At 74.0% G+C, this 26647-nt stretch carries 19 protein-coding genes; 4 read left to right on the top strand and 15 right to left on the bottom strand.

The window, feature by feature from the left end:
- Positions 1 to 30: 30 nt before the first annotated feature.
- The 12 genes from fxsT (ACIA8Q_RS07445) to pdxH all read right to left on the bottom strand — a co-directional run bounded on the left by fxsT (ACIA8Q_RS07445) (position 31) and on the right by pdxH (position 19461).
- On the bottom strand, positions 31 to 4053 hold the full coding sequence (gene fxsT, locus ACIA8Q_RS07445) for an FxSxx-COOH system tetratricopeptide repeat protein (RefSeq protein ID WP_387900834.1): 4023 nt from the start codon (positions 4051 to 4053) through the stop codon (positions 31 to 33).
- Complete coding sequence (locus tag ACIA8Q_RS07450; RefSeq protein WP_360212538.1) at positions 4050 to 5411, bottom strand: TIR-like protein FxsC; 1362 nt, start codon at positions 5409 to 5411, stop codon at positions 4050 to 4052. Before ACIA8Q_RS07450 ends, fxsT (ACIA8Q_RS07445) begins: the two co-directional genes overlap by 4 nt.
- 162 nt (positions 5412 to 5573) lie before the next feature.
- Complete coding sequence (locus tag ACIA8Q_RS07455; protein WP_387900833.1) at positions 5574 to 6338, bottom strand: hypothetical protein; 765 nt, start codon at positions 6336 to 6338, stop codon at positions 5574 to 5576.
- Between the two features lie 187 nt (positions 6339 to 6525).
- Positions 6526 to 7236 carry an AAC(3) family N-acetyltransferase gene (locus ACIA8Q_RS07460; RefSeq protein WP_360212542.1) on the bottom strand — a complete coding sequence of 237 codons (711 nt, stop codon included), beginning with the start codon at positions 7234 to 7236 and terminating at the stop codon, positions 6526 to 6528.
- Between the two features lie 152 nt (positions 7237 to 7388).
- Positions 7389 to 9737, bottom strand: coding sequence for an FxsB family cyclophane-forming radical SAM/SPASM peptide maturase (locus tag ACIA8Q_RS07465; protein ID WP_396316881.1), 2349 nt, complete (start codon positions 9735 to 9737; stop codon positions 7389 to 7391).
- 91 nt (positions 9738 to 9828) lie between these two features.
- On the bottom strand, positions 9829 to 10014 hold the full coding sequence (fxsA, locus tag ACIA8Q_RS07470; RefSeq protein WP_360212546.1) for an FxSxx-COOH cyclophane-containing RiPP peptide: 186 nt from the start codon (positions 10012 to 10014) through the stop codon (positions 9829 to 9831).
- Positions 10015 to 10386: 372 nt separating this feature from the next.
- Entirely contained in the window at positions 10387 to 11451 is a 1065-nt protein-coding gene (locus tag ACIA8Q_RS07475) for an aKG-HExxH-type peptide beta-hydroxylase (RefSeq protein WP_360212548.1), read from the bottom strand.
- A 14-nt stretch (positions 11452 to 11465) separates the two neighbouring features.
- On the bottom strand, positions 11466 to 12749 hold the full coding sequence (locus ACIA8Q_RS07480; protein WP_360212550.1) for an FxsB family cyclophane-forming radical SAM/SPASM peptide maturase: 1284 nt from the start codon (positions 12747 to 12749) through the stop codon (positions 11466 to 11468).
- Between the two features lie 96 nt (positions 12750 to 12845).
- Positions 12846 to 16859 (bottom strand): FxSxx-COOH system tetratricopeptide repeat protein, encoded by a 4014-nt coding sequence (gene fxsT / locus ACIA8Q_RS07485; protein ID WP_387900826.1) that lies wholly within the window; start codon positions 16857 to 16859, stop codon positions 12846 to 12848.
- On the bottom strand, positions 16849 to 18255 hold the full coding sequence (locus tag ACIA8Q_RS07490) for a TIR-like protein FxsC (RefSeq protein ID WP_396316882.1): 1407 nt from the start codon (positions 18253 to 18255) through the stop codon (positions 16849 to 16851). Before ACIA8Q_RS07490 ends, fxsT (ACIA8Q_RS07485) begins: the two co-directional genes overlap by 11 nt.
- 138 nt (positions 18256 to 18393) lie before the next feature.
- Positions 18394 to 18585, bottom strand: coding sequence for an FxSxx-COOH cyclophane-containing RiPP peptide (fxsA, locus tag ACIA8Q_RS07495; protein WP_360212556.1), 192 nt, complete (start codon positions 18583 to 18585; stop codon positions 18394 to 18396).
- A gap of 243 nt (positions 18586 to 18828) precedes the next feature.
- Positions 18829 to 19461, bottom strand: a complete 633-nt coding sequence (gene pdxH / locus ACIA8Q_RS07500) for a pyridoxamine 5'-phosphate oxidase (protein ID WP_360212660.1) — start codon at positions 19459 to 19461, stop codon at positions 18829 to 18831.
- 418 nt (positions 19462 to 19879) lie between these two features.
- On the opposite strand from pdxH, the gene ACIA8Q_RS07505 reads away from it, so the two are divergent.
- Positions 19880 to 20980, top strand: coding sequence for a citrate synthase 2 (locus ACIA8Q_RS07505; protein WP_360212558.1), 1101 nt, complete (start codon positions 19880 to 19882; stop codon positions 20978 to 20980).
- Between the two features lie 163 nt (positions 20981 to 21143).
- Positions 21144 to 22262, top strand: a complete 1119-nt coding sequence (gene serC, locus ACIA8Q_RS07510) for a phosphoserine transaminase (protein ID WP_360212560.1) — start codon at positions 21144 to 21146, stop codon at positions 22260 to 22262.
- A 283-nt stretch (positions 22263 to 22545) separates the two neighbouring features.
- Here serC and thpR read toward each other — a convergent pair whose 3' ends face one another.
- On the bottom strand, positions 22546 to 23133 hold the full coding sequence (gene thpR, locus ACIA8Q_RS07515; RefSeq protein ID WP_360212562.1) for an RNA 2',3'-cyclic phosphodiesterase: 588 nt from the start codon (positions 23131 to 23133) through the stop codon (positions 22546 to 22548).
- A gap of 69 nt (positions 23134 to 23202) precedes the next feature.
- Between thpR and ACIA8Q_RS07520 the strand changes: the two genes are divergently transcribed.
- The gene (locus ACIA8Q_RS07520; protein ID WP_360212564.1) at positions 23203 to 23739 is read left to right on the top strand and encodes a GNAT family N-acetyltransferase; all 537 of its coding nucleotides are present in this window, start codon (positions 23203 to 23205) and stop codon (positions 23737 to 23739) included.
- Positions 23740 to 23781: 42 nt separating this feature from the next.
- Here the strand turns inward: ACIA8Q_RS07520 and ACIA8Q_RS07525 are convergent, their stop codons facing one another.
- Together ACIA8Q_RS07525 and ACIA8Q_RS07530 are read right to left on the bottom strand one after the other, a co-directional pair.
- Entirely contained in the window at positions 23782 to 25071 is a 1290-nt protein-coding gene (locus ACIA8Q_RS07525) for an MFS transporter (RefSeq protein WP_360212662.1), read from the bottom strand.
- Between the two features lie 357 nt (positions 25072 to 25428).
- Positions 25429 to 25863 carry a MarR family transcriptional regulator gene (locus tag ACIA8Q_RS07530; RefSeq protein WP_360212566.1) on the bottom strand — a complete coding sequence of 145 codons (435 nt, stop codon included), beginning with the start codon at positions 25861 to 25863 and terminating at the stop codon, positions 25429 to 25431.
- Between the two features lie 274 nt (positions 25864 to 26137).
- On the opposite strand from ACIA8Q_RS07530, the gene ACIA8Q_RS07535 reads away from it, so the two are divergent.
- Positions 26138 to 26533: a VOC family protein gene (locus ACIA8Q_RS07535; protein WP_360212568.1), complete on the top strand. Its 396-nt coding sequence runs from the start codon at positions 26138 to 26140 to the stop codon at positions 26531 to 26533.
- Positions 26534 to 26647: the final 114 nt, after the last annotated feature.

The following is a 26647-nucleotide window of genomic DNA, read 5'->3' on the forward strand; positions in this document are numbered from 1 at the left end:
CAGCGTACCCGGCCCCCGGTGCCGGGCCGGTCACACCGGCTGCGGTTCCAGGTCGCGGTTGATCCGCTTCCAGCCCCGGGCGGACACCGTGTTGGGGTGTTCCTCGCCGAACTGCCGGATCAGTTCGGCGATCGCGCGGGCCCGCAGTTCGGCCGCCTGGGTGTGCCGGTTGGCCGCGCGCAGGGTGATCGCCAGGTTGGCCTCGCAGGCGACGGCGTCCGGGTGCCGGGGCGTGTAGCGGTCGCAGAGGCCCTGGTAGGCGGCCCGGCCGAGCTCCTCGGCGAGGCCGATCTGGCCGTCGTCGCCGTAGGCGTTCGCCAGGTTGATCATCGCGTTGAGGGTGTACGGGTGCTCCGGCCCGACCGAGTCGGTCAGGCCCCGGACGGTGGCCAGGCCGCGCTCGATGGCGCCCTGGATGTCGCCGCTGCCGCGCAGGTAGATGCCGAGGTTGTTGGCGCAGGCCAGGGTGAACGGGTGCTCGTCGCCGAACAGCCGCCGGTGGCCCTCGAACACGGTGGCGCAGAGGTCCCGGGCGGCCTCCTTGTCGCCGGAGGCGCTGTGGTCGGCGGCCAGGTTGAGCGCGCAGGCGAGCGCGTCCGGCGCGTCGGCCCCGTAGCGCTCCAGGTAGCGCTCGTAGGTCTCCTTGGTGATCCGGCGGGCCTCGGCGAGCTGGCCCATCCGGCGCAGCGAGACGGCCAGCGACTTGGCGTTGCGCAGGCTCTCGGGCAGGCCCGGGTCCAGCCCGTCGCCGAAGTCCGCGGTGACCTCCTGGAGCAGGTCCGCGGAGCCGCGGTAGTCGCCGAGTTCGCGCAGGTCCCGGGCCAGGGCGGACTTGGTGATCAGCGTGTAGGGGTGCTTGGGGCCCAGGACGGCGGTGCGCCGGTCGAGGGTCTCCTGGTCGAGTTCGCGGGCGGCCTCGCTCTCGCCGACCAGCCGGTAGTCGATGGCCAGGTTGTTCGCCATCGACAGGGTGCGCGGGTTGTCGTCGCCGAACAGCTCGCGGAACTGGTCGAGGATCTCCCGGTCGAGGTCGAGCGCGGCCTGGAACCGGCCGAGCGCGCGGCGGTCGGCGCCGAGCGAGCCCGCGGTCATCAGTGTGTAGGGGTGGTGCTCTCCGAGCAGCACCCGCTGGCGTTCCAGGGTGGCCTCGTCCAGGGCCAGCGCCTCCGCGTAACTGCCCTGGGAACGCAGCACGTTGGCGAGCTGGAAGCGCAGCAGCAGGGTCTGCCGGTCGTCCTCGCCGAGCTTGCGGGTCCACTCGTCGTCGAGCGCGTGGCCGAGGTCGCGGGCACGGTCGAGCTCGCCGCGCTTCCAGAGGTAGCGGACGCGGTCGATGAGCAGCTGGCGGGTGTCGGCCTCGTCGCAGTTGTGCGCCTTGGACGGCGACAGGTGCGGCCAGATCTCGTCGAAGGCGGGCCAGTTGGCGGGGTCGTCGGTGTCGCCGAGGACGGGCCGGGCGCCGGTGAGGATGCGGTGCACCTCGTGGACGGCGACCTCCTGCTCCTCGTCGGTCATCTCGGCGCGGATCACCGCCTGGACGAGCCGGTGCACCTGGAAGCTGTTGCTGCCGGCGTCGACCTTGGCCAGCGCGTACCGGCCGATCGCCTGGATCACCTTGCCCAGCATGAACTTGTCGCTGAGGTCGGCGTCGTACTTCACCAGCGCCCGGATCATCTGGTCGCTGTAGAAGAGGTTCATCGAGATCGGCTCGGGCGCGAAGAACGCGCAGAGCTGGAGCAGCCGCACGGCGGCCGGGGACTGCTGGCGCAGCCGTCCGATCGACACGTTCCAGGTGGCGCCGACCGGCGTCGGGTAGTCGGCGGGCCGGGCGACGGCCAGCGCGCGGGCGGCCTCGGCGTGCAGCTGGGCGACGTAGGTCTCCACCGGGGTGCCGGTGGTGTCCAGCCAGGCGGCCGCGACCTCGACGGCGAGCGGCAGGTCGCCGACGGCCTCGGCGACCCGGTCGGCGTCCGGGCGGGACAGTCCGCGGGCCCGCCGGCACAGGTGCTCGACGCTCTCGCCGCGGGTGAAGACGTCCACCTCCAGGGCCTCGGCGTGCCCGCTCCAGGCCTGGTTGCGGGAGGTGACCAGGATGTGGCCGGAGCCGCCGGGGAAGAAGCGGCGGATCTCGGACGGCTCGTCGGCGTTGTCGAAGATCAGCAGCCAGCGCTGGGTCGGGACGCCGCGCCGCAGCGCCTCCCGGGCGGCCTCGGCGGCCTCGGTCACCGAGTCGCCGACCCGCAGGCCCAGCCGGCGGGCCAGGTCGGCCAGCGCGGGGGCGACGAGTTCGGTCTGCTCGGCATCGATCCACCACACCAGGTCGTAGTCGGACATGAAGCGGTGCGCGTACTCCAGCGCGACCTGGGTCTTGCCGACGCCGCCCAGCCCGTACAGGGTCTGCGGGGTGGGCAGCACGGCCGCCATGCCGCCGCGCAGCTGGTTGCGCAGCTGTTCCAGGACGGCGGCGCGGCCGGTGAAGGAGGGGTTGCGCGGCGGCACGTCCCACACCGCGGGCTTGCTCCCGGGGAAGCGCGGACCGCCGCCGTTGGACTCGGTCAGCGCGACGTCGCCGCGGCCGAGCGCGCGCAGCAGGGTCTGCACGGACTGAGCCTCGTCGCGGCCCACCAGGTCGACCGGGTTGCGGTTGCTGAACGGCGCGGTCAGCCGGACGTCGCCGACCCGGACCGGGACGAGCTGGCGGCGGGTGCCGGACGGGTCGGAGCTGACCACGGACTCCCAGAGCGCCCGGGCCTGCGGGGAGCGCTGGTAGGCGGGCGAGAGCACGGCGACCGTGCGGTAGGCGGCGTCGATGCCGCGCTCCGTCTCCTCCCGCGGGTCGGTGCCGGCGCTCAGGTCGCGCGGCAGCACCCGGAAGCCGGCCCGGGTGAGCACGGACTCGATCCAGTCCGCCCACATCCGGTCCTCGGGCACGTAGGAGAGGTAGAGGTCGGCGGGCACGGACGGGCGGCGGCGGGTGAACGCGTCCACGTAGCGCAGCCGCAGCTCCTCATCGAGCGAGGGCAGCGAGTTGACCCGGCCCTCGGTGATCATCGAGGTGAGCCGCTCGCAGGCGGCCAGCATCGAGGTGGGGGTGCCGGTCTGGTCGCCGAAGGTGGCGAGGATCTCCTCGTAGGCGTAGAACGGCCGGTACGGGATCTCCACCGAGCCCCAGTACTGCGCGAGTTCCTCGCCGTTCAGGCCGACCGGCAGGCCGTCGAAGCGGACCCTGGCGAGCGCCCGGCCGGCGTCGGCCTTCTCCTTCTCGCCCTCGTCGATGCGCATCGGGACGGGCAGGATGCGGATGCCGCGCTCGCGGTAGCGGTCGTGGATGTGCTGGGCGATCCGCGAGGCGCCGTCGATGGACTGGTCGCTCAGGGTGAAGCAGACCACCAGGTCGTCGGGCATCTGCACGGTGCAGATCTCGGCGATGTCGGACAGGCCGGTGCGGGAGTCGATCAGCACGTAGTCGTAGCGCTTGCTCATGTCGGCCTTGAGCGCGTCGAAGAACTGCCCGCCGTCGAAGCGGTCGTAGAAGATGTCCCAGTCCAGGTGGGTGACGGCCTCGGAGTAGTCCCGGTTGAACTGGCCCGCGGAGAGGAAGTCCAGGCTGCCGCCGGCCGGGAACAGCGGCCAGGACAGCGACAGCGCGTGCGGGTGCACCCGGGCGAAGTCCAGGTGCCAGCCCTCGGCGTGCTCGACCGGGCGCAGCGCCTCCTCCCGGTACTCGGCGATCAGGTCCATCATCCCGGTGGTGCCCGCGAGCGAGGCCGGGTCGAGGAAGGGGTGGAAGAACTTGGCCAGGCCCGGCGCCTCCAGGTCCCAGTCGACGGTGAGCACCCGGAAGCCGTTCGCCGCCAGGATCCAGGCGGTGTTGGCGAGCGCCATGGTGCGGCCGGTGCCGCCCTTGTACGAGTAGAAGGTGATGATCCGGCCGTTGCGGTCCTGCTCCCCGCCGTGGCGCAGGGCCTCGCGTTGCGCGGACTCGCGCTGCGCGGCCAGTTCGGCGGCGGTGAGGCCGCCGACGCGGAGGTTCCTGGTGCGGTTCTCGCTCATCTGAATCCTCCCACGGGCGCCATCCCGTCATCGGGGTCATCGCCGTCGTCACGGTCAGGGTGGTCGTCGTGGCCGTAGCGGTCCGGGTGGCCGGCGGGCCCCGCGCCCGGACCGCGCCGGAACGCGTCCCGCAGGCTGGGCCGGGGCGGCGCCGGGTCCTCCGGTTCGGCGCGGGTGCGCCCCTCGAAGGCGTACTTGGCCTTCATGGCGGCCCGGGGCAGTGCGTCGTCGAAGTCCTCCAGGGTGTTGAGCCCGGTCGGGCCGGTGACGCCGAGGAAGCTGGGGCGGCTCGCCCGCCGGGTGATGCGCAGCGTCTGGTCGCTCAGGTCGCCGAGTTCGCCGCCGCGTTCCTCGCACTCGGGGTCCTCGGTGTTCCACGGCTCCAGGACGCTCACCCAGGTGGCGTCGGAGCGGTCGAAGCGGCGGACGAGCTCGCGGCGGTCCGGGTCGCACAGCGCCCAGCGGTCCAGCAGCAGGAGGCCGGGTGCGGCGGCGTCGCCGCCGATGATCGACTCGACCTCCTCGTCGAACTCGTGCACGGTCGGCTGGAACCCCAACTGCCGCGCCAGCCGCACCGCGTGCTGCGCGATCGGCGACCCGGCCGGCCGGTACGGGTGCCAGTCGGTGCGCCGGGCGCCGTAGAAGTCGGGGTTGCGGTCGGCCGGCAGCTCGCCCTGGTGGTAGGCGAGCACCGAGATACGCAACTGCTTCGTCGGCGCGGTGACGTTGAACGCGCTGGGCAGCCCGTTGAAGTCGAGGCGCCGCCCGACCGGGATCACCGTCTCCTCGGCCACCTGCACGATCCGCGCGGCCAGCCGGTGCACGGCCAGCTCGTAGGCGGAGCGGAAGTAGCTGAGCTTCATCAGCGCGTACAGGCCCTCGGTGGCGTAGTCCGGCCCGAAACTCGCGTGGTTGAACTGCAGTTCACCGGCCACCCCGGGCAGCCGGTAGCGGCTCATCGGCGCCCAGAGCACCGGCACGATGCCACTGGTGCGCTCCGAGTCCATCGTCGCCGGGTACACCGGGCGGCGGGTGAAGGCGTGCCACTCCTGGCCGCACGGGACGCTGTTGAAGTACCGCGGCGAGTACAGCGGCACGAAGACCCGGCAGGTCGCCAGCTCGTCGGCCAGCCGCTCGGCCCACAACTCGCCCTGGTGCATGGACTCGTCCATGAAGCCGACGGGCACCCCGGCCGGCACCGTGGTCAGCTGCAGGACCGCCTCGCAGAGGTCCCGGTACAGCTGGCGCACCCAGTGGTTCGGGTCGCCGGCCCCGCGGGCGCCGGCCTTCGGGGTGTGCGCGTAGGAGAGGAAGAAGTACGGCCGGGCGTCGTCCTCGTCCCAGCCTCGGTCGTTCACACGCGCCTCCCCCGGGCCCGTCGGCAACCTGGTTCCCGCAGCCCCCGTGCGCGGGGCTTCAGTGTAGGAACGACTGACGCCCCAGGGGAATAGCACAACGACTCGCACGAATTGACATGACCGAAACGATGGCGGTCCGACGTGCGGTCGGCCGCGGTCGCGCTAGGACTTCTTGATCGTCGACAAGTCGATGATCTGGTCGGCGGGCGGCATCGTGACGGTGACGGGCGCGTCGTAGTCGGAGAAGTCCATCGTCACGCCGTCCGTGGCCCCCTCCAGGCGCATCGACTCGACCCGGACCGGTCGCGCCGGGCCCTCCACGGCGACGTACCCCCGGTAGCTTCCGCCGTCCTGCGAGCCCGAGAAGATCGCCACCGTCTTCTGCCCGTTCACCGTCTGGGCGCCGTCCGAGTTGACCAGCTTGTACCAGTCGCCGTCGCCGAACACCGGAGTGCCCTTCAGGTCGCAGAAGGACCCGACGACGGACAGGTCGTCGCCCGCTTTGGCCCGGATCCACCGGCCCTTGCCCAGCTCCGCCGCGGCGGCGCCGGCCAGCTTGGCGAGCAGTGCGGCGTCCTCCTTGACCAGGGTCTGTCCCGCGGTCCGCAGGATCTCGGCCTTGCCGTCCGCCCCGAAGTCGAACGTCCCCGCGCAGTCGCCGTTGGCCGCGGCCGACGCCGTGAAGGTGACCTTCTGGCCCCCTTCCACCGAACTCCCGGTGATCTTCACCGACTTCGCCCGGGCGAACTCCTTGTGCGCCTTCTCCAGGATCGTCCCGCCGGTCGCCGACTCCAGCCGCTCCGCGCTCGCGCTCGCGCTCGGACTGGCGCTCGCCGCACTCCCCGCCGTGTCGCCTCCCCCGCACGCGGCGACCGCACCCAGCGCGACCACGACGACACCCGCAACAGCAACCCGCTTGACGCTCACGCCGAACCCTTCGTGGAGTGACCAACCCCGCGGATCCTACGTCCCGGGCCCGCCGGGCCCGCGGGCGGGGCCCGGTCCGACGACATGGACATGCCCGACGACCGCGGGCGCGCAGGAAGTCGGCCGGACCGACTTCCTGCACACGGGCGGACGGGCGGACGGGGGCAGGCCCGGACGGGCGTGCCGCCTAGCGGTGCCGGCGGAGGAGGTGTTCGGCGAGGTCGACGGCCTCGCGGACCGGGACGAGGCGGCAGTCGGCGCCGCCGATGCGGCCGGTGGTGACCTGCCGGGCCTCCGCGAGGAAACGTTCACCCAGGGAGCCGAAGTGGAGGTCGTCCAGGTCGGGGGCCTTGAAGGTGATCCAGCCGTCCGGGCCCGCGCAGTGGTACTCGCGCAGCGGGACGTCCGGCATCCGCTGGTCGGCGAGGTGGAAGGCGGTGAAGCGGGACATCGGGACGCCGAGCATCAGCACCCGCGCGTCCAGGTCGTAGAGGCGCCCGAGGGGGGACGCGGGGCCCAGGTGGGAGGTGAGGGGGTGGTCGTGGGTGATCTCGCGGGCGTGCCGCCCGAGGGCGGCCCAGGAGGTCTGCGGGTGGCTGCTGCGCAGCGCGCCCGGGCGGGTGCGGACGGTCTCGGAGAGGGCCCCCATGGTCGTCGAGCAGGGCGTGGCGTCGGGGTCGAAGGGCGGCATCCGGGCCTGGTAGGCGGTCACCTCGGCCGGGGAGAGACCGGCGGTGGCGGCCTTGTGGATCCGCGAGGTGGCGGAGTTCTCGGGCGTGGCGGTGTAGGCGACCAGGGTGCCCCGGTCGCCGAGCACGTCGAGCAGGGCGTCCACCACGGTGTCGGCGCCGCCGTCCACCGGGCCGAGGGCCCGCAGGGAGGCCTGGACGTGCAGCACCGTGCCCGGGCGGACGCCGAGCCGGACGAGGTCGTGGACGAGTTTCCGGCGGGAGAGCGCGGCGGCGACGCTGCCGGCGCGGGATTCGGTCAGGATGACGGTTCCCCGGGGTTGGGCCCCGGGTGAGGGTGTCCCGAGGCGGGCTGGTGTGGTCAGGTGGCGGCGCGTTCCCGCCGGGCGCGGTCGGCGGCCCGTTCGGCGGCGGCGGGCAGCGGCACGGCGAGCCACGGGGTGACGGTCTCGCGCATGCCGTCGGCGAACCGCGAGCCGGCCGCGGTCAGCGATCCGGAGCCGGCCAGCCGCTCGACGGCTTCGGCGGTGTACCGCCGCCAGAGCGCGAACTCGCGCCGCGCCCGGTCGGCGGCCTCGCCCGGCAGACCGTCGTACGCGAGTGCGCGGGTTCCCCAGTACTCGGTGACGGCCAGGTGGGCGTAGGTGCCTTGGAAGAGCCCTTCGAGCGGCCGGGGGTCGGGCCGCCAGGGGGCGAGGTAGAGCGTAGCGTCGCCGCGGTCGAACAGGTCCAGCACGTCGAGGACGGCGCCGAGTTTCACGTGCTGGAACTCGTGGGCGAGCAGCAGGGCGAGGGTGGGTGCGGTGGCGGGCCGGGCGATGGCGACGGCACCGAAGGCCTGGCGGGCGGCCGAGCTGACGTCCCGTCCGGCCGGGCCGGGGCGCAGCGGGGTGACGGTGCCGAGGCCGGCCCGGACGCCGTCCGCGTAGCCGGGCAGGTCCCGGCCGAGCAGCTCCCAGGCCTCGCGCAGGGCGCCCGTCCAGTCGAGCAGTTCGGCGTCGGTGAGGCGGCCGGACACGGGGTGGTCGTGGCTGTCCCGCAGCGGGTCGACGTCCTCCAGCCGGACGGTCCACCCCCCGGCGAGCCGGACGGTCCGCAGCGGTTCGTCCAGCACCGTGCGCACCGTGCCGTCGGCCGCCCGCACGGTGAGGCCCTCGGCCGTGCCGGTGACGACCGCCTCCCCGGCGGGCAGCGCGATCCGTCCGAGGGTCGGCAGGTGCAGCCACCCGTCGCGCACCGGTACGGCGACGGAGTCCCCGCGGCCGGCCCGCACGGCGGCGGCCGCGGCGAGGGCGGCGAGCGGTCCGAGGTCGGTGCCGAGGTCCCCGGCGAGCCGGCGGGCGGCCCAGGCGCGGGCGTACGGGTGGGCGAGGACGGCGTCGACGGCGGCCGGGGCGGCCGTGTCGAGGGCGGCGAGCAGGGACCACGCCTCGCCCCGGGACTGCCCGGAGGCGTCCCAGGCGGCGGCCAGCATGGCCCGGGTGAGGGCGAGTTGGGAGCGGGTGAGGGCGCGCACGGTGTCCGCGCCGCCGTACCCCCGGGCGAGTTCGTCGAGTTGCGGCGGGGTGAGCGCGGTCGGCAGCACAGGTTCGCCGCTCTGCGCCGGCACCGCCGCCGGAGCGCCGTGGGCCGAGATGCCGTTGATCAGGGTCATGAGGTCCCCGCAGTAGACGGAGGGATGGTCGAAGCCGCCCCCCTCATCGTCGCTCCGGTAGCGGTGGGCGTACAGACCGCCTCCGCAGGAGCGCACGACGGGGCAGGCGCGGCACTGTGCGGCGAGCCCGGCGAGGCCGGACTGGCGGGCGGCGATGCCGGGGTGCCGGGCGAGGTCGTCGAGGCTGTGCTCGAAGACGTTGAGGCCGGTGGCGGGCGCGCCGTCGTAGGCGGTCTTCAGGCTGTCGGCCTGCTCGAAGGTCCCGTCCGTCTCCAGGACGGCCAGGTCGGAGGGTTCCAGCCCGAGGGACTCGGTGAGGCTGGAGAGGCCGCGCCGGGTGCGGTGGACGGATTCGAAGGTGCGCACGGCGAAGGGCCGGCCGCCGGTTTCCCACAGCCTGTGGACGGCGAGCAGCCAGTCGGCGTACGGGGTCCCCCCGAGGGCGGCGGGACGTTTCGGCGGCTCGTCCCAGGTCGCGTGCGGGAGCAGGAAGTCGACCGCGGGGGGTTCCAGTGCGGCCAGCGCGCCGTACACGGCGACCGGGTCGTTCTCCACGTCGACGGTGCACAGCAGCCCGGCGTAGAGGTGCCGGTAGGCGGGTTCGCGCAGCAGCGCGACGGCCCGCAGGACCTGCGGGTGGCTGCTGCGCCCGTCGGCGAAGCGCCGGTGGCGGTCGTTGGCGGCCTTGTCGCCGTCCAGGGAGATGCCGACCTTGACGCCCGTCTCGGCGAACAGGTCGCAGAAGGCGCGGCTGAGCAGCACGCCGTTGGTGTGGATGCGGGCGTCGAGGACGCATCCGGGCGGGAGCGCCGAGCGGAGCGTCGTGACGGCACGGCGGAGCCGTTCCGGGCCGGCGAGCAGGGGCTCTCCCCCGTGCAGGACGACCCGGACGACGGGCAGCCGGTGGGTGGCCGCGTGCTCGCCGATGCGTTCGGCGGCCTTGGCCAGGATCTCGTCACCGACGACCTTGGGTCGGCTGCGCCAGCTGCTGTCGGCGTGCTCGTAGACGTAGCAGTGGTCGCATGCGAGGTCGCACCGGCTGTGCATCTTGATCACGAATTGCGTGAGGGGCAGCGGAATTCGCGTCGTCATGGATCTGGTTCGGTCGAAGCTCGGTCTGGGATCCCGTTCGGGTCTACGGAGCAGGTCAGATCGACGAGTTGAAGGCCGCGACCGGTACGAGACCGGAGTCCGCGCCGGGGAGCGCGCGGCGCAGCTGGTCGGCAATCTCCTCCGCGCCCAGTGCGGCCAGATCAGCGAGGGAGAGGCGCTCCGGGGCTTCCTGAGGGTCAGTCAGGTTGCCGGCCGGCAGGGTGCTGGTTACCGCTGTCATATTCGTTTCCTTATGCACGGTTAGGCACGGCCGAGGGTGGGAAGAGAAACCACCCAAGATTGAGTGGCACCACGATAAGGCTCCGGCGCACCCGAAGACGGCGCATCGAGGTCTCAACTTCGCTTCCCCTGCCGCTCCGCGCCCTGCGGGAGCCTCCACAACCCCAAAAATTCACCCGTTCAGCGGTCGCGCGCTTCGCCCTGGCGCGCGCCGAAGCGCGTCCGCCAGGCCGGCCCGCCACCCCGCACCGCCGCCGCGGAGCGACCGGCGCACGCCCCGGGCGGGCGACCACCACCCACGGCCACCACCGCGGCCGCGACACCCGCCGCCGGCACCGCGGCCGCCCCGCCCGGGCCCGCCGCCCGCCCGGGCTCAGCCGGCGACCCCCAGGGCACCCGCCGCCCGCGCCAGCTCGGCCGTGAACTCCGTTCCGTCGGGCGTCAGTTCACCACTCCCCAGGAGCGTACCCGCGGCCGCGACGGTGTGCGCCCGCCAGCAGTCGAACTCCCGCCGCGCCCGGGCCCGGTCGCCCTCCCCCGAGCCCGCCTCGGCGCACCAGAAGTCCGCGACCCCCAGGTGGGCGTACGTCCCCTGCAGCAGCGCGCCGACCGGGCGCAGGTCGGGCCGCCAGGGGGCGTGGTAGACGGCCGCGCCGTTGGGCCGGTGCAGCGGCACCAGGTCGAGCAGGGCACCGAGTTGGACGTGCAGGAACTCGTGCACCAGGGCCAGCGCCAGCAGCACCGGATCGCCCGGCAGCGAGGCCGCCACCCCGCCGTAGGCCCGCCGGGCGGCGGCACTGACCGCCGCCCCGCCCGGGGCCGGGCGCAACGGCACGATCACCCCCACGCAGGCCGCGACGGCCCGCGCGTACCCGGGGTGCCGGCGCACCAGGATCCGCCAGGCCCGTTCCAACTGATCCTCCCAGAGAGCGAGTTCCGCCGCTCCGAGCGGACCGGCCGGCGGCCGCCCGTAGTCCACCCGGCGCGGCCCGGCGTGGTCGATCACCGGGCTCCAGCCCAGCCCGTCGCACTCCAGCGCGAGCGCGGGGCCCGACCCGGCCCGGAGGAACGCGGCCAGCCCGTCCAGCGGAACGCGTTCCCCGGCGGCGAGGCCGCGCAGGCAGTCCGCCGCCCAGGCGTCCAACTCGGGCCGCAGCAGCACCTCCTCCCACCGCGCCCGGTCGGCCCGCTGCAGCTCCCGCACCTCGCCGTACGCCGCGCGGTAGCCCTCGTCGTCCGGAGCGGCCCGCCGCAGCGCCAGCAGCAGCAGTGCCCGCTTGCTCAACTGCCCGGCACGCAGCGGTCGGACGGCCTCCGCTCCGCCGCGGGCGGCCGCGATCGCCCGGAACGTCGCCCGGTCCAGCCCGTGGCGGGGCAGCCCGTCCGCCCCGCGCGCGCCCGGCACTCCGGCCGCCACCGCCTCGTCCGTACCCGCCACCGGTCGTCCTTCCGCTAGGTCTGCTGGGTCCGCTGGGCCCGCTGGGCCCGTCGGGCCCTCGCCCCGGCCGCTCCGGCCAGGTCCGCCCGCAGTCTCCCCGCGATGTGGCGGATCAGCCGGTCCAGGTCCGCGCAGTACACGGACGGGTGAGTGAAGCCCCCGCCGGCGCCCCCTGCCGCACCCCCTCCGACGCCCACTGCCGCACCGCCCGCGCCGCCGCCCCCGCCCGCACCGCCGCCGCCCCCGGCCGCGTACCGGTGCGCGTAGAGCCCCCCGCCGCAGACCCGGGCCAGCGGGCAGCCGGCGCAGACCGGGCCGAGCCCGGCGAGCCCCCGCTGACGGGCCCGGAACGCCGGGTGCGCCGCCGCCTCGGTGAAGCCGTGCCGCCGGACGTCCAGGCCCGTCCCGGCGGCCCCGTCGAAGGCCACCTTGAGGCTGTCCGCCTGCTCGATCGTGCCGTCCGCCTCGACCACGACGAGGTCGACCGGCGCCAGGCCGACCGCCTCGCTGGCCGCCCGGCCGCCGAGCAGCAGCACGGCCAGTTCCTCGAACAGCCGCACGCCGGTCTCCCGCCGGGGGGCGCCGTACCAGCGGTCGAAGGCCGCGATCAGCCACTCCCCGTAGGGCGCGGGCTCCGTACCGGAGGGCGGCGCGGAGGGCGGCTCCCGCCGCACCCCGGCCGGCTGGGCGGCCCAGGTCGCGTGCGGCAGCAGCAGGTCGAGCCGGGGCGGCGCGAACTCCAGCAGCGCCTCGTAGGTGGCCACCGGGTCGGCCCGCAGGTCGACGACGCAGAGCAGTCCGGCGAACAGCTCCCGGTGCTCGGCCGAGCCGAGCAGCCGCACCGCCTCGGCCGTGCGGTCCCAGCTGCCCCGGCCGGAGGGCAGCAGCCGGTGCCGGTCGTGGTCGGCCCGGGTGCCGTCGAGCGACACCCCGACCGCGACCCGGTACCGGTGCAGCACGTCGAGCAGCGCGGGCTCGTCCAGCAGCCGCAGCCCGTTGGTCTGCAGGCTGAACCGGATCCGCGGCCCGGCCGCGGCCAACTCCCCCAGCAGGGCGTCCAGGTGGCCCGCGCCGACGAGCAGCGGCTCGCCGCCGTGCAGCACCACGGCGACCTCGTCGAGCCCGTGCTCGGCCGCGTGCTCGGCGATCCGCCGGGCGGTCCGGCGGACCGTCGGCAGCGCCATCCGCCGCGGCCGGTCGCGCCAACCCTGGTCCGCGGCCTCGTACATGTAGCAGTAGTCGCAGGCCAGGTTGCACCGGCTGTGGATCTTCAGCAGGAACTGCCGGAACGGCACCATGCGGGTGAGCCTAGGTCCTCTCCCCCGGATTCGCCGGATCCGGCGGGGATCCGCACGAGGGGGCCCGGCGCCGGGCCCCCGGCACCGGACCGGCCGTCACACGTGCGGGGGTTCGACGTCGGAGTCGAGCCGGTGCCCGGCCTTCACCGCCACCGTCGTCGGGTGCTCCTCCCCGAGGGTCACCCGGGCCCGGCGGATGCAGTCCGCGCGCAGCTCGGCGGCCCGTTCGGTCAGCCCGACCGCGGCCAGGGACAACGAGAGGTTGGAGTTGATCCCGATGGAGTCGTAGTGGTCGGGGCCGAGGGTCGCCGTCATCAGCGGTGCCGCCTCCTGCTCCACGGCGAGGGCCGCCTCGGTCTCCCCGGCCAGGGCGAGGTCGTTGGCGTGGTTCATCATCGCGATCGGGATGTAGAGGTGGTGGTCGCCGAGGACGGTGCGGAACTGCGCCAGGGTCCGCCCGGACAGCTCGCGGGCCTCGGTGGCCCGGCCGGCCAGCCGCAGGTAGACCGAGAGGTTGTTGGCGCCGGCGAGCGTCACCGGGTGGTTCTCGCCCAGGTAGTCGCGGTAGCGGGCGAGGGCCCGTTCGGCGAGCGGGATGGCCCGGTCGGTGTCGCCGAGGGCGTTGAGGTCGCTGGCCAGGTTGGTGGCGGCGGCGAGGGTGTCGGGGTGTTCGGCGCCGTTGATGTCCAGGTAGCGCTGGTAGATGTCCTCGTCGATCTCCAGGGCCTCGTTGTAGCGGCCGGCCCGGCGCAGTGCCACCGCGAGGTTCTTGCGGGCGCGCAGGGTGTCGGTGTGGGCGTCGCCGATGGTCTGCTGGTAGATCCGGACGGTCTCCTCCAGCAGGTCCAGCGCCTCCCGGAGCCGGCCGGTCTCGCGCAGGTCGCGGGCGTAGTTGCTGGCCGAGGAGAGGGCGTAGAGGCTGTGCGCGCCGAGGGCGTCGCGCTGCTGGAGGTAGTTGCTGCGGTGGCGTTCGAGGGCGGCCCGGCGGTCGCCGGCCAGGTAGTCGGAGACGGCCAGGTTGTTGGTGATCATCAGGGTGCGCGGGTGGTCCGGGCCGAGGGTGCGCCGGGCGGCGTCCAGGGTGCGCCGGTCCAGCGCCCGGGCCTCGTCGTAGCGGCCGAGGAAGCGCAGGTCGGCGCCGAGGCTGTTGGCGACGGCGAGGGTGTGCGAGTGCTCGGGGCCGAGGGTGGCGGTGAACCGCTCCAGGATGTCGCGGTCCATCTCGTACGCCTCCTGGAGGGCACCCTGGGAGCGGCGGATGTTGCTCAGCTGGGTCCGCAGCATGAGGGTCTGGGCGTCGTTGTCGGCGTCGAAGCCGGGGCCGCCGTAGCCGTCCCGGCGCCAGTGCTCGAGGGTGCGTTCGGCGAGCTCCCGGCCGGACTCGTGCAGGCTGCGCTTCCACTGGTAGCGGACCGAGTCGATGATCCACTGCCGGACGTCCTCGTCGGCGCTGTCGACGGCGCCGGACGGCCAGAGGTGGGGCAGGAGTTCGGCGTACTCGGACCAGTTGGCGGGGACGTCCGGGTCGCCGGGGTTGGCGGTGGCCAGCGCGGCGTGCACGACGGCGCGCAGTTCGGCCCGGCGCTCCTCCTCGACCTGGTCCCGGAGCACCGCCTGGACCAGCCGGTGCACGGTGATGGTCTCGCTGCCCTGGTCGGTGCGGGCGAGCCCGAACCGGTTGATGGCGCGCAGGAACTCGCCGATCGCGAGCTTGTCGCGGGGCGCGCGCGGGGGCAGCCGCAGGGCCCGGGTGACGGCCCGGCTGTAGAGCAGCCGCATCGGGATGGCGTCGGGCCCGAAGAAGGCGCAGATCTCCAGGATCTGGGCGGCCGGGGCGTTCATCCGGCGCAGTTCCTCGACCGAGATGCGCCAGGTCGCGGCGGCGGAGTGCGGGTAGTCGGCGGTGCGCAGCCGGGTGCGTTCGAGCATCTCGGTGAGCTCTTCGTCGAGCAGTTCCAGGTAGGTGGCGATCGGCATCGACGTCTCCTGGAGCCAGACCGCGGCCTGGCCGACGGCGAGCGGCAGGTCGCCGAGCCGCTGCGCGACCTGGTCGGCGTCCTCCGGGGAGAGGCCGCCGTTGAAGCGGCGCAGCAGCCGGACGCTCTCCTCCCGGAGGAAGACGTCGACCTCGACGAGACCGGCGTGCCGGGCCCAGCCCTGGTTGCGGGAGGTGATCAGCACGTGCCCGCCGGAGGAACCGGCCGGCTGCCAGGGCGCGAGCTCCTCCGGGGTGCCGGCGTTGTCGAAGACGAGCAGCCAGCGCCGGTAGGGGTGGCCGCGGCGCAGCGCGTCGAGCACCGCCGCCGCGGTGTGGGCGACGTCGTCGCTGCTCGGCACGCCGAGCCGGGGGGCGAGTTCGGCGAGCTTCTGCGGGATGTTGGCGGGCTCCTCGGCGGGCACCCACCAGACCACGTCGTAGGCGGCCTTGAAGCGGTGCGCGTACTCCGCGGCGATCTGCGACTTGCCGGCGCCGCCGAAGCCGTAGAGGACCTGGCTGAGCACCGCGGCGGGGCCGCCGGTGAAGCGGTTGCGGAGGAGTTCGAGCAGCTTGCCGCGGCCGATGAAGGAGGCGTTGCGCGAAGGCGCCTCCTGGACCTGCGGGGCGGTCCCGGGGAAGCGGGCGGGGGCGGCGAACTCACCGCTGTCGGAGTCGCCCTGGCGGGTGCCGCCGGGGGGCGGGCCGAGCTCGCCGTAGAGCTGGGACTCGGCGGCCACGGCCGAGGAGCGGACCAGGTCGGGCGCGGCCTGGCCGACGAACGGGCGGGGCACCGGCTCGTCCGAGTCCTGCAGTCGCAGGGCGACCAGCGCCGGTGAGCCGGAGGCGAGTTCGCGTCCGTTCAGCAGCTGCCAGACCTCGGTGGCGCGGGCGAGCGCGGTGTACTCGGGCGAGAGCAGGGCGAGCAGCCGGCCCTGGCCGTCGAGCGGCCCGGTGACCTCCGGCGGCCGGTTGCCGGTGTACGGATCGGCCGCGTTGTGCAGCGAGGCCTGGTAGCCGAAGCGGGTGAGGGTGCCGGCCGCCCACTCGGCCCACATCCGGTCCTCGGGCGCGTAGCTGACGAACACCTGGCGGGGCACCGCGCGGGCGGAGCGCAGGTAGGCGCCGTAGAGCCGGCGGCGGGTCTCGGAGGTGAGCGGTCGCAGGGTGCGGACCCGCCCGTCGGTGATCCACCCGGCCAGCCGTTCGAAGGCGTTGAGCAGGCTGCGGGCCTCCTGCGGGCGGTCGGCGACGGTGGCGGGCACCTCCTCGTAGGCGTAGAAGGGCTTGTACGGCACCTCGACGTCGGCCCAGTAGCCGGCCCGCCGGTCGGCGCTCAGCCAGCGGCCGAGGTAGGGCGCGAAGGACTCCCGGGCGTAGTCGCGGCCGGCCTCCAGGCGCTCCTGCTCGGCGTCCTCGACCCGCATCGGCACCGGCAGGACCCGGATGGCCCGTTCCTCGGCCTCGGCGATGGCGCGGGCGGCGTCGACGCCGCCGCGGATGTTCTGGGCGCTGAAGGTGAAGCAGTCGACGACGGTGTCGGGCATCAGGACGGTGCAGATGCCGGAGGTGTCGCTGACGCCGGTGCGGCTGTCGATGAGCACGTAGTCGTAGCCGCGCGCCCAGCGTTCGCGCAGTTCGCGCAGGAACTCGCCGCCGCGGATGTCCCGGCCGTGGTAGAAGCTGCGCCAGTTGAAGCTGGTGACGGCGGCGGCGTAGGCGGCGTTCTGCCGGCCTGCGGGCAGGAAGTCGAGCCGCCCGCCCGGGGGCAGGTCGAGGGCGAGGCCGCAGATGTAGCCGTCCAGCCGGCCGGGTTCGTCCAGCCAGGCCGCCGGGGGCAGGCCGGTCGGTCCGAGGGCGGAGGGCAGGGCCTGCCGGACGTAGGAGCGCAGCAGGTCGATCAGGCCCTCGGTTGAGTGCAGTTCGGGGTCGACCAGCAGCGGGTGGTAGTAGCGGTGGAGGCCGGGCGCCTCCAGGTCCCAGTCGACGACCAGCACCCGCAGGCCCCGGCTGGCGAGGATCCAGCCGACGTTGGCCAGGGCCATGGTCCGGCCGGTGCCGCCCTTGAAGGAGTAGAACGTGACGACCGATCCCGGTCCGCCGCGCTCCCGCTCTGCACCGGGCTCAGTGATCATCGTCCTGGTCTCCCCTCAGCGGCTCCGCCTCGTCCTGGTTGCGGCGCGGTCTGGGCACGTCGTCCCGGCCCGGGAGCGGGTCGGGTCGGGCGATCGGGTCGTGGCGCGGGCCCCGCGGGGCGGGCGGGGCGGACAGCCCGGGCATCGCCGGGCCGCTCCCGCCGTCGGGGCCGAGGCCGAACGCGGCTCCGCCGCCATCGTCCTCCCAATCGAAGTTGTCGTCCATGAGCTTGTTCTGGGCGACCGTCACCATGATGGTGAGGTCGGTGTCGAAACTCTCCCGGTTCACTTTGACCCGGAACAAGTGCTCCGGGTCGCTCCGGCGCAGCCAGTTGCGGCGGAACACGCCGCGCACGCCGGCCCACAGCGCGTCGTGCTCCGGCCCGTCGCCCGGGTCGCCGCTGCCGTCGGGGACCATCACGCCGGTGACCGGGTGGTTGTGGTCGTCGTACTCGCGCAGCGCGGAGCGGTAGCGGTCGGCGGCGGCCACCCACGGGTCCACCAGCAGGACGCTGACCTGGCTGTCCTCACGGGCCTGGTCGAGCTTCTCGCCGAGGCCGGCGCCGATCTCCTCCAGGGTGGTGGTGTGCCCGGCCGCGGTGATCACCTGCTGGGCGCGAGCGGCCAGGGAGGGCCGGACGGGCGGGTGGTAGGGCGCCCAGTGCCAGGGCTTGGCCCCGTACCAGCCGCCGGCGTACGAGCCGCCCGCGGCGTCGGAGGCCTGGCCGGCGGCGATGAAGAGCCGGACCATCCCGGGGCTGGGCGCCGGCTCGATGGGGGCGGGCCCGGGGAAGTAGCCGCGCACGGCGCCGAGGTCGAAGTCGGCGAGTTCGGTGAGCCGCCGCGCGGCCGCGGCCCGGACGCGTTCGGCGACCACCCGGACTACCTGGAGGTAGGCGTCGCCCTGCGGCCCGGTGCGCAGCAGGGCGCGCAGCCCGTAGCGGGCGTAGGCCTCGCCCATGTCCGGCTGGGCCCACTGGATCTTGGTGACCTCCTCGGCCAGCTCCCCGGGCGCGACGGGCTCCCAGAGCACCGGGACGAGGGCCGGGATCAGCTCGCCGTGCTCCTCCTGGTGGCGCCGGACCCTGCCGCGGAAGGCGGTCCACTCCTTGCCGCAGTAGAGGCTGGCGAAGTAGGCGGGGGAGTAGAGCGCGACCATGGTCCGGCTGCGGCCGAGCATCCGGGCCAGCTGCTGGGCCCACTCGTCGCCGAGGCGCAGCTGTTCGGTGTCGCGGTAGGCGATCTCGTCGGCCCGGGCGGCCGACTCGATCCGGCCGAGTTCGTCCCTCAGGTCGTTGAAGAACTGGTCGACGAAGGCGTCCTCGGCCTCGTAGTCGCGACGCGCGTAGCTGAAGAAGAAGTAGGGCTTCCGCTGGTCCTGCTGATGCTCCGACACCTTTTCCCCCCGGGCCCGACGGTGCCTCGACGGCGCTGGTTTGATACCCAGCATGTCGTGAACTCCACCAACCTCGCGGGAAGTTGTCGAACTCCGCGGGCCACCTGGGGTTTAACCGGCGGTCAGCCGCCGGTCGGGTCAGCGGTCGAGGGCCGACTGAAAGGCGGCGAGCGGCTCGGCGCCGGGGGTCAGGGCGTCCGCGACCACCCGGCGCAGCAGGTCGCCGAGGACGGTCTCGGGCAGGGCGTCGAGTTCGTCGAGCGGCAGGGCGGCGACGTCGACCAGGTCCGAGCCGAGTCCAGCGGCGGTTTCCGTACCGGTGACGCCCATCAGTCCCTCACTCGATCGTGCCGGCACAGCGGGCTGCCGGCCGGAAGAGCCTCGACCCGGGCACCGCGCGACGGGCAGCACATTGTTACACATCGGGCATGACGGGTCATCAGTTCCGTGGTGACGCCGCGCGCCGGGAGCGCCGGACGGGCCGGGCGCCGGGATGCGGGATGCAAGATGCGGGATGCGGGATGGGCCGGACGGGCCGGACGAGCCGGGGCGCCGACGGACCGGGAGGTCGCCCTACGGGCAGAGCCGCTCGACCCGCCACCCGGTGGGGGCCGTCGGCTCGGCGAGGTAGCGCAGCCTGTCGTGCAGCCGGTTCTCCCGGCCCTGCCAGAACTCGACGCTCTCCGGCACCACCCGGTAGCCGCCCCAGAACGGCGGCACCGGCACGCCCTCGCCCTCCGGGTAGCGGCGCTCCAGTTCGGCGTAGCGCTGTTCGAGGACCTCGCGGCTGCCGACCGGGCTGGACTGCTCGCTGGCCCAGGCGCCGAGCTGGGAGCCGTGCGGCCGGGTGCGGAAGTAGGCGGCGGTCTCGTCCCGCCCGACCTTCTCCACCCGGCCCTGGACGATCACCTGGCGGGCCAGCGCGACCCACGGGAAGAGCAGTGCGGCGTGCGGGTTGGCGGCGAGCTCGGCGCCCTTGCGGGAGCCGTAGTTGGTGAAGAACACGAAGCCGCGCAGGTCGTACCCCTTGAGCAGGACGGTGCGCGAGCTGGGCCGCCCCGCGGCGTCGGCGGTGGAGAGCACCATGGCGTTGGGCTCGACCAGTCCGGCGTCGTCGGCCTCGTGGAACCAGCGGGTGAACTGGCCGATCGGCTCTGGCGCGAGCTGCTCCTCGACCAGGCCCTCGTGGGTGTAGTGCTTGCGCATCACGGTGAGGTCCGGGCCGGGGCGGGCCTCGTCGGCCAGGATCCGGGTGGCGGGGCTCTGGGGCGTCGACTGGGCGCGTTCCGGGGTCTGCACGTCAACATCATCCCGTACGACAAGCAACCGGCACCGCTACCTCCGGACAAACCGCGGTGGGAGATAAGGTGTCTCGCCACCGCTTGACCGCCCGTCGTACGGTGAATTGTCCGGAACCAGACGTTTGGCTCCGGAGATTTCCCGGGCACGACCGACCCTCGGCGGAAAAGTCAAGCGGGCCCATGGGCAACATCACCGCGGTGGTGTATGGCGCAATGCACCCCGTGCCTGTCACTCTGGCACCGAGTGCCAACCACCATTCGGTCACTGGCGTGCCCGCCCCACCACGGCGGAGCGCCGATCGCAGAACTGAAGGAGCCGTCGCATGTCCGACTTCGTACCCGGACTTGAGGGAGTCGTCGCGTTCGAGAGCGAGATCGCCGAACCCGACCGTGAAGGCGGCGCCCTGCGGTACCGCGGTGTCGACATCGACGACCTGGTGGGTCACGTCTCCTTCGGCCACGTCTGGGGCCTGCTGGTGGACGGCAAGTTCAACCCCGGCCTGCCGGCCGCCGAGCCCTTCCCGATCCCCGTCCACTCCGGTGACATCCGGGTCGACGTGCAGTCCGCGCTCGCCATGCTCGCCCCGGTCTGGGGCCTCAAGCCGCTGCTGGACATCTCCGCCGAGCAGGCCCGCGACGACCTCGCCCGGGCCGCCGTGATGGCACTGTCCTACGTGGCCCAGTCGGCCCGCGGCCAGGGCCTGCCGATGGTCCCGCAGAGCGAGATCGACAAGGCCGAGACGGTCGTCGAGCGCTTCATGATCCGCTGGCGGGGCGAGCCGGACCCGAAGCACGTCAAGGCCATCGACGCCTACTGGACGTCCGCCGCCGAGCACGGCATGAACGCCTCCACCTTCACCGCCCGCGTCATCGCCTCCACCGGCGCCGACGTCGCGGCCGCCCTGTCCGGTGCGGTCGGCGCGATGTCCGGCCCGCTGCACGGCGGTGCGCCGTCCCGCGTGCTCGGCATGATCGAGGAGATCGAGCGCACCGGCGACGCCACCGCCTGGGTCAAGAACGCGCTGGACCGCGGCGAGCGCCTGATGGGCTTCGGCCACCGCGTCTACCGCGCCGAGGACCCGCGCGCCCGCGTGCTGCGCCGCACCGCCAAGGAGCTCGGCGCGCCGCGCTTCGAGGTCGCCGAGGCGCTGGAGAAGGCCGCGCTGGAGGAGCTGCACAACCGCCGCCCGGACCGCGTGCTGGCCACCAACGTCGAGTTCTGGGCCGCCATCATGCTGGACTTCGCCGAGGTCCCGGCGCACATGTTCACCTCGATGTTCACCTGCGCGCGCACCGCCGGCTGGTCGGCGCACATCCTGGAGCAGAAGCGCACGGGCCGGCTCGTGCGCCCCGCCGCGCGCTACATCGGCCCCGGCCCGCGCCGCCCCGAGGAGATCGAGGGCTGGGGCGCCATCGCCCACTGAGTCGACCGGCCGCACACCGGTCGACCGCCTGCGCACCGCCTCTGAACAGCGGGTCCGGCCTCCGCCGGGCCCGCTGTCCGCACGTCGGGGGGCAGCGAAGATCACAATCTCAGGAGGCGGACGACCGTACCCCGGGCCGGTTCCCGGCCGGTAGGCTGCGCGCGTGGCTCAGATCCAGATCCCCGCTGACATCAAGCCCGCAGACGGCCGTTTCGGCTGCGGACCGTCCAAGGTGCGCCCCGAGGCCCTGAGTGCCCTCGCCGCCACCCAGACCTCGCTGCTCGGCACCTCCCACCGCCAGGCCCCGGTCAAGAACCTGGTCAAGCGCGTGCGCGAGGGCGTGAGCAGCCTCTTCTCGCTCCCCGAGGACTACCAGGTCGTCCTCGGCAACGGCGGCTCCACCGCCTTCTGGGACATCGCCGCCTTCGGCCTGGTGCGGGAGAAGTCCCAGCACCTGGACTTCGGCGAGTTCTCCTCCAAGTTCGCCTCCTCGGTGAAGGCCGCGCCCTGGCTCGCCGAGCCGACCGTGATCAAGACCGCCCCGGGCACCCACCCGCTGCCGGTCGCCGAGGCCGGCGTGGACGTCTACGGCCTCACCCACAACGAGACCTCGACCGGCGTCGCGATGCCGATCAAGCGCCCGGTGGGCACCGACGAGGGCTCGCTCGTCCTGGTGGACGCCACCTCGGGCGCCGGCGGCCTGCCGGTGGACATCACCGAGACCGACGTCTACTACTTCGCGCCGCAGAAGTCCTTCGCCTCCGAGGGCGGCCTCTGGCTGGCCGCGTTCTCCCCGGCCGCCCTGGAGCGCGCCGCCGAGATCGCCGGCTCCGGCCGCTACATCCCGCCGTTCTTCGACCTGCCGACGGCCATCGACAACTCGTCGAAGGACCAGACGTACAACACCCCGGCGATCGCCACCCTGTTCCTGCTGGCCGACCAGCTGGAGTGGCTGAACGGCAACGGCGGGCTGGACTGGGCCGTCGCCCGGACGGCCGACTCCTCGTCCCGGCTGTACTCGTGGGCCGAGAAGTCCTCCTACGCCACCCCGTTCGTGGCCAACCCGGCCGAGCGCTCCCAGGTGGTCGGCACCATCGACTTCGACGAGTCGGTGGACGCCGCCGCGGTCGCCAAGGCACTGCGTGCCAACGGCATCGTGGACACCGAGCCGTACCGCAAGCTCGGCCGCAACCAGCTGCGCATCGCGATGTTCCCGGCCATCGACCCGGCCGACGTCGAGGCGCTCACCGCCTGCATCGACCACGTGGTCGAGCAGCTCTGACGGGCTCCACGCACGGCTGAGGGCCACCGCCCGGCGGGCGGTGGCCCTCAGCCGTCCCCGGGCGGCCCCGGGGGCGTCCGGGGGCGCCCTAGCGGCCGGACAGCGAGCTGATCAGCACGACGACCAGCAGCAGCACCAGGGTGCCGGTCACGATACGCATACGAGTCTTGGGATCCACGGTCAACGAGGGTACCTCCGGCCCACACCCGTCCGGACGCCGAGGCCGGTCCGCTCCCCCGCCGCCGGGCCCGCGGAGCGCCGCCGGGCCCGCCCGCGGGGCGGTTCAGCACCAGTCCGCCAGCGGCCAGGAGCGCAGCGTGGTGTAGCGCGCCCCGCCGCCGTCCGGGTCGCTGCGCACCAGGTGCAGTTCGGCGGCCTCCCACTCCGGCCCCCGGTAGTCGGCCAGCACGGCCGCCAGGGCGTCCAGCTCGGCCGCCGTGACCCGCTGGACGGCCCGCCGGTGGCCGCGCGAGGAGCCCGCCCGGGCCAGGGTCAGGTGCGGGTGGAAGGCCTCGGCACCGGCCGCCCCGGCCACCTCGGCGACAGCCCCGGAGACGGCCTCCGCGAGCCGGCCCAGCGCCCTGGCCTGCCCCTCCACCCCGACCCAGAGCACCCGGTCGCCGAACCGACCCGCCCCGGACAGCCGCAGCCGGTGCACCGGGTGGACCTCGGCGACCCCGGCCAGGCCGGCCTCCAGCTCCGGCACCCGCTCGGGCGCCACCTCGCCGAGGAACGCCAGGGTCAGGTGCCACCCGTCGACGGCGGTCCAGCGCAGCCGGTCCGCCCCCGGCAGCCCTCGCAGCGGCTCGACCGCGGCGGCGAGCCCCCGCAGCGCCCGGTCCGGCGGGTGCACCGCCACGAACAGCCTCATGCCGCCATCCTCCCCCGCGCCGCCGCGCCCCCGCTTTCCCGCGGGAGGCCGTCCGGGTTAGAACGTCCCATGACCGATTCCCTTGGCGTGACGATCCGCACCGGCGGCCCCGACGACATCCCGGACGTGCTCGCCCTGCTCGACGGCGCCGTCGCCTGGCTGGCCGGCCAGGGCCGCACCGGCCAGTGGGGCGACCAGCCCTTCAGCACCGTCCCGGCCCGGGCCGGGCACGTCGCCCGGTACGGCGCGGAGCCGTTCCTGATCCGGCTCGCCGTGGACGGCGAGGGCCGCACGGTCGGCTCCTGCGTGCTCTCCGAGGAGCGCGGGCCGCACGTCCCGCCGGCGGACGAGCCCGAGCTGTTCATCCGCAACCTGGTCACCGACCGCAGCCGCAAGGGCTCGGGGATCGGCGCCGCGCTGATCGCCGACGCCGTGGCGCAGGCCCGCCGGCGCGGCCTCGGCCTGCTGCGGGTGGACTGCTACGCGGGCGCGGACCGCAAGCTGGTCGGCCGCTACCGCGCGCTCGGCTTCACCGAGACCGAGGGCTTCGAGGTCGCGCAGGGGGACGGCGTCTGGCCCGGCCAGGTCCTCGCCATCCGGCTGTGACCGCGGGGCCCCGGGGGCACTCCCCCGGGGCCCGGCGGCCCGTCAGCAGGCGGCGGCCAGCTGGGACTTGCTGGTGGTGCCGGTGCGCGGCACGAAGGCCACCACCCGCCCGCCGCGGCCCGGGTGCAGGTCGAGGCGCAGCCGCAGGTCGGCGCTGCGGGCGAGCACCAGTCCGACCACGCCGGCGGCCAGCGCGGACACCAGTCCGCAGGCCAGCAGGCCCAGCCGGGGCCCGTACGAGGCGGTCACCCAGCCGACGACCGGGGCGCCGATCGGCGTGCCACCGGTGAAGACCAGCACCAGCAGCCCCATCACCCGGCCGCGCATCGCCGGGTCGGTGCCCAGCTGCAGCGCGGAGTTGACGGAGGTGTTGAAGCTGAGCCCGAACACCCCGATCAGGGTGAGCAGCACCGCGAAGGTCCAGTAGTCGGGCGCGAACGCGGCGACCACCTCCAGCGTGCCGAAGGCCAGCGCGGCCCCCACCAGCCGGCGCAGCCGGGGTGCGCCGCGGCGGGCCGCGAGCAGCGCGCCGGCCAGCGAACCGACCGCCATCGCGGTGTTCAGCAGGCCGTACTGCCCGGCGCCCACCTTGAAGGTGTCGTGGGCGAAACCGGAGAGCAGCGTCGGGAAGTTGAAGCCGAAGGTGCCGATGAAGCCGGCCAGGACCATCGGCCAGAGCAGCTCTGGCCGCTCCTTCACGTACCGCAGCCCCTCCTTCAACTGCCCCTTCTCACGCGCGATCGGCGCGGTCGGGCGCAGTTCGGACTCGCGCATGGCGAGCAGCCCGCCGATCACGGCGGCGAAGGACAGCGCGTTGACGGCGAACGCCCAGCCGCTGCCGACCGCGGCGATCAGCAGGCCCGCCACGGCGGGGCCGACCAGGCGCGCGGTCTGGAAGTTGGCGGCGTTCAGGCTGACCGCGTTGGAGAGGTCCTTGGGGCCGACCATCTCGGAGACGAAGGCCTGCCGGGTGGGGTTGTCGACCACCGTGACCAGGCCGAGCAGCAGCGCGAAGGCGTACACGTAGTACGGCGTCACGACGCCGCCGATGGTCAGGACGGCCAGGCCGGCGGCGAGCAGGCCCATCGCGCCCTGGGTGTAGACCAGCAGCCGGCGCTTGGGCATCCGGTCGGCGAGCACGCCGCCGAACAGGCCGAGCAGCAGCATCGGCAGGAACTGCATGGCGGTGGTGATGCCGACGGCGAGCGGGCTGCCGGTGAGGCTGAGCACCAGCCAGTCCTGGGCGATCCGCTGCATCCAGGTGCCGGTGTTGGACACCACCTGGCCGGCGAAGTAGTAGCGGTAGTTGCGGACGCGCAGGGAGGAGAACATCCCCCCGGGCCGGGTGAAGCGGGCTCCGGTGGGGGACGTGGCCGCGTGGCTGCGGCCGGGAGCGGCGGGGTCGTCCGCCGCGGTGCGTTCGTCGGGGTCGTCGTCGCCGCTGCCGGGCAGCCCCGTGGGGGCGGGTGCCTGGAGGTCGGCGGCCGCGGCACCGGCCGCGGTGGGGTCGGTGGTCACGTCGTCGGTGCGGACGGCGGCGGCGCTGGCTGCGGCCGGCGGTGTCAAGGTGGTCTCCCCTCGCGGCGCGGCGGCCCTGGCGAAGGCCGTCGCGCTCCTGGTTTCGGTGGTCGGTCCTGCGGTGATGCGGTGCTCCTTCTTCTTCCGGCCGGCTCGCCGGAGTGGGTGTGCCTAGAGGTGTGCGAGCTTGTAGAGCACGGGCGCGGCCTCGCGGAGGACGGCCCATTCCTCCTCGTCGAGCCCTTCGGCGAGCTCGGCGAGCCAGACGTTGCGCCGGCGGCGGCTCTCCGCGAGGATCGCCTCCGCCTGCTCGGTGCTGCTGACGACCACCTGGCGGCGGTCCTCGGGGTGCGGCTCGCGCCGCACCAGCCCCTTCTCCTCCAGCATCGCGACGATCCTGGTCATCGACGGGGGCTGCACGTGCTCCTTCCGGGCGAGCTCACCCGGTGTGGCCTTCCCGCACCGGGCGAGGGTGCCCAGCACCCCCATCTCGGTGGGGCTCAGCGACTCCTCCACCCTCTGGTGTTTGAGTCGACGGGAGAGGCGCATCGTGGACGACCGCAGCTGGTTGACCGCTGCGAGGTCCTGCTCGGACATCTCGGGCATGTCCTTAGCCTATCTCATTACTCTCGCTAAGGAAAATTGGTTCCCGCCCGCCCCGCCCGCCCCGCCCGCCCCGGCGGCCCCGGTTCCCGACACCGCCGCACGCACCGCGGCACCCCCCACCCGGCGGCCCCGCGCCGCCCTCTCCCGCACGCACCGCCGCGCCGGAAGATCGCCCCGGTGCGATGCTGGTCGTAGGCCACGATCCGACGCGCCGCCGGGTGCCCGCTCCCCCTTCCGCAAGGGCCGACACCACTCCCAGAAGGGCCGACCACACATGTCCGACCTCGTCACCGAGCAGAACGACACCGGCTTCGCCCGGCTCGCCATGGTCACCATCGACTGCGCCGACCCGGTCGCGCTGGCCGCGTTCTACGGCGAGCTGCTCGGCTGGGAGACCCGGCACTCGGACGAGCACTTCGCGATCCTGGACAACCCCGAGGGCGGCAGCCCGCTCGGCTTCGGCCGGGTCACCGACTACCGCCCGGAGCCGTGGACGGAGCCGGACGGCAGCAAGCACTTCCACCTCGACTTCTACGTGGACGACCTCGACGAGGCCACCGCGAAGGCGCTGGAGCTCGGCGCGACCGAGCCGACGTACCAGCACGGCCGGACGCTCAAGGTGCTGATCGACCCGGCCGGCCACCCGTTCGGGCTAGCCCCCCTGGAGTAACGCACCAACCGGCCCGGGGGCCGTGCGCAGGCGGTGTCAGGGCTTGGTGCCAAGATCATGCAGACCGCGTAAAGGCCCATCCTGACCTGCGATTTCACGAAAACCCCGAACATT

Source organism: Kitasatospora sp. NPDC051705, from assembly GCF_044453265.1.
Classification (GTDB): domain Bacteria; phylum Actinomycetota; class Actinomycetes; order Streptomycetales; family Streptomycetaceae; genus Kitasatospora.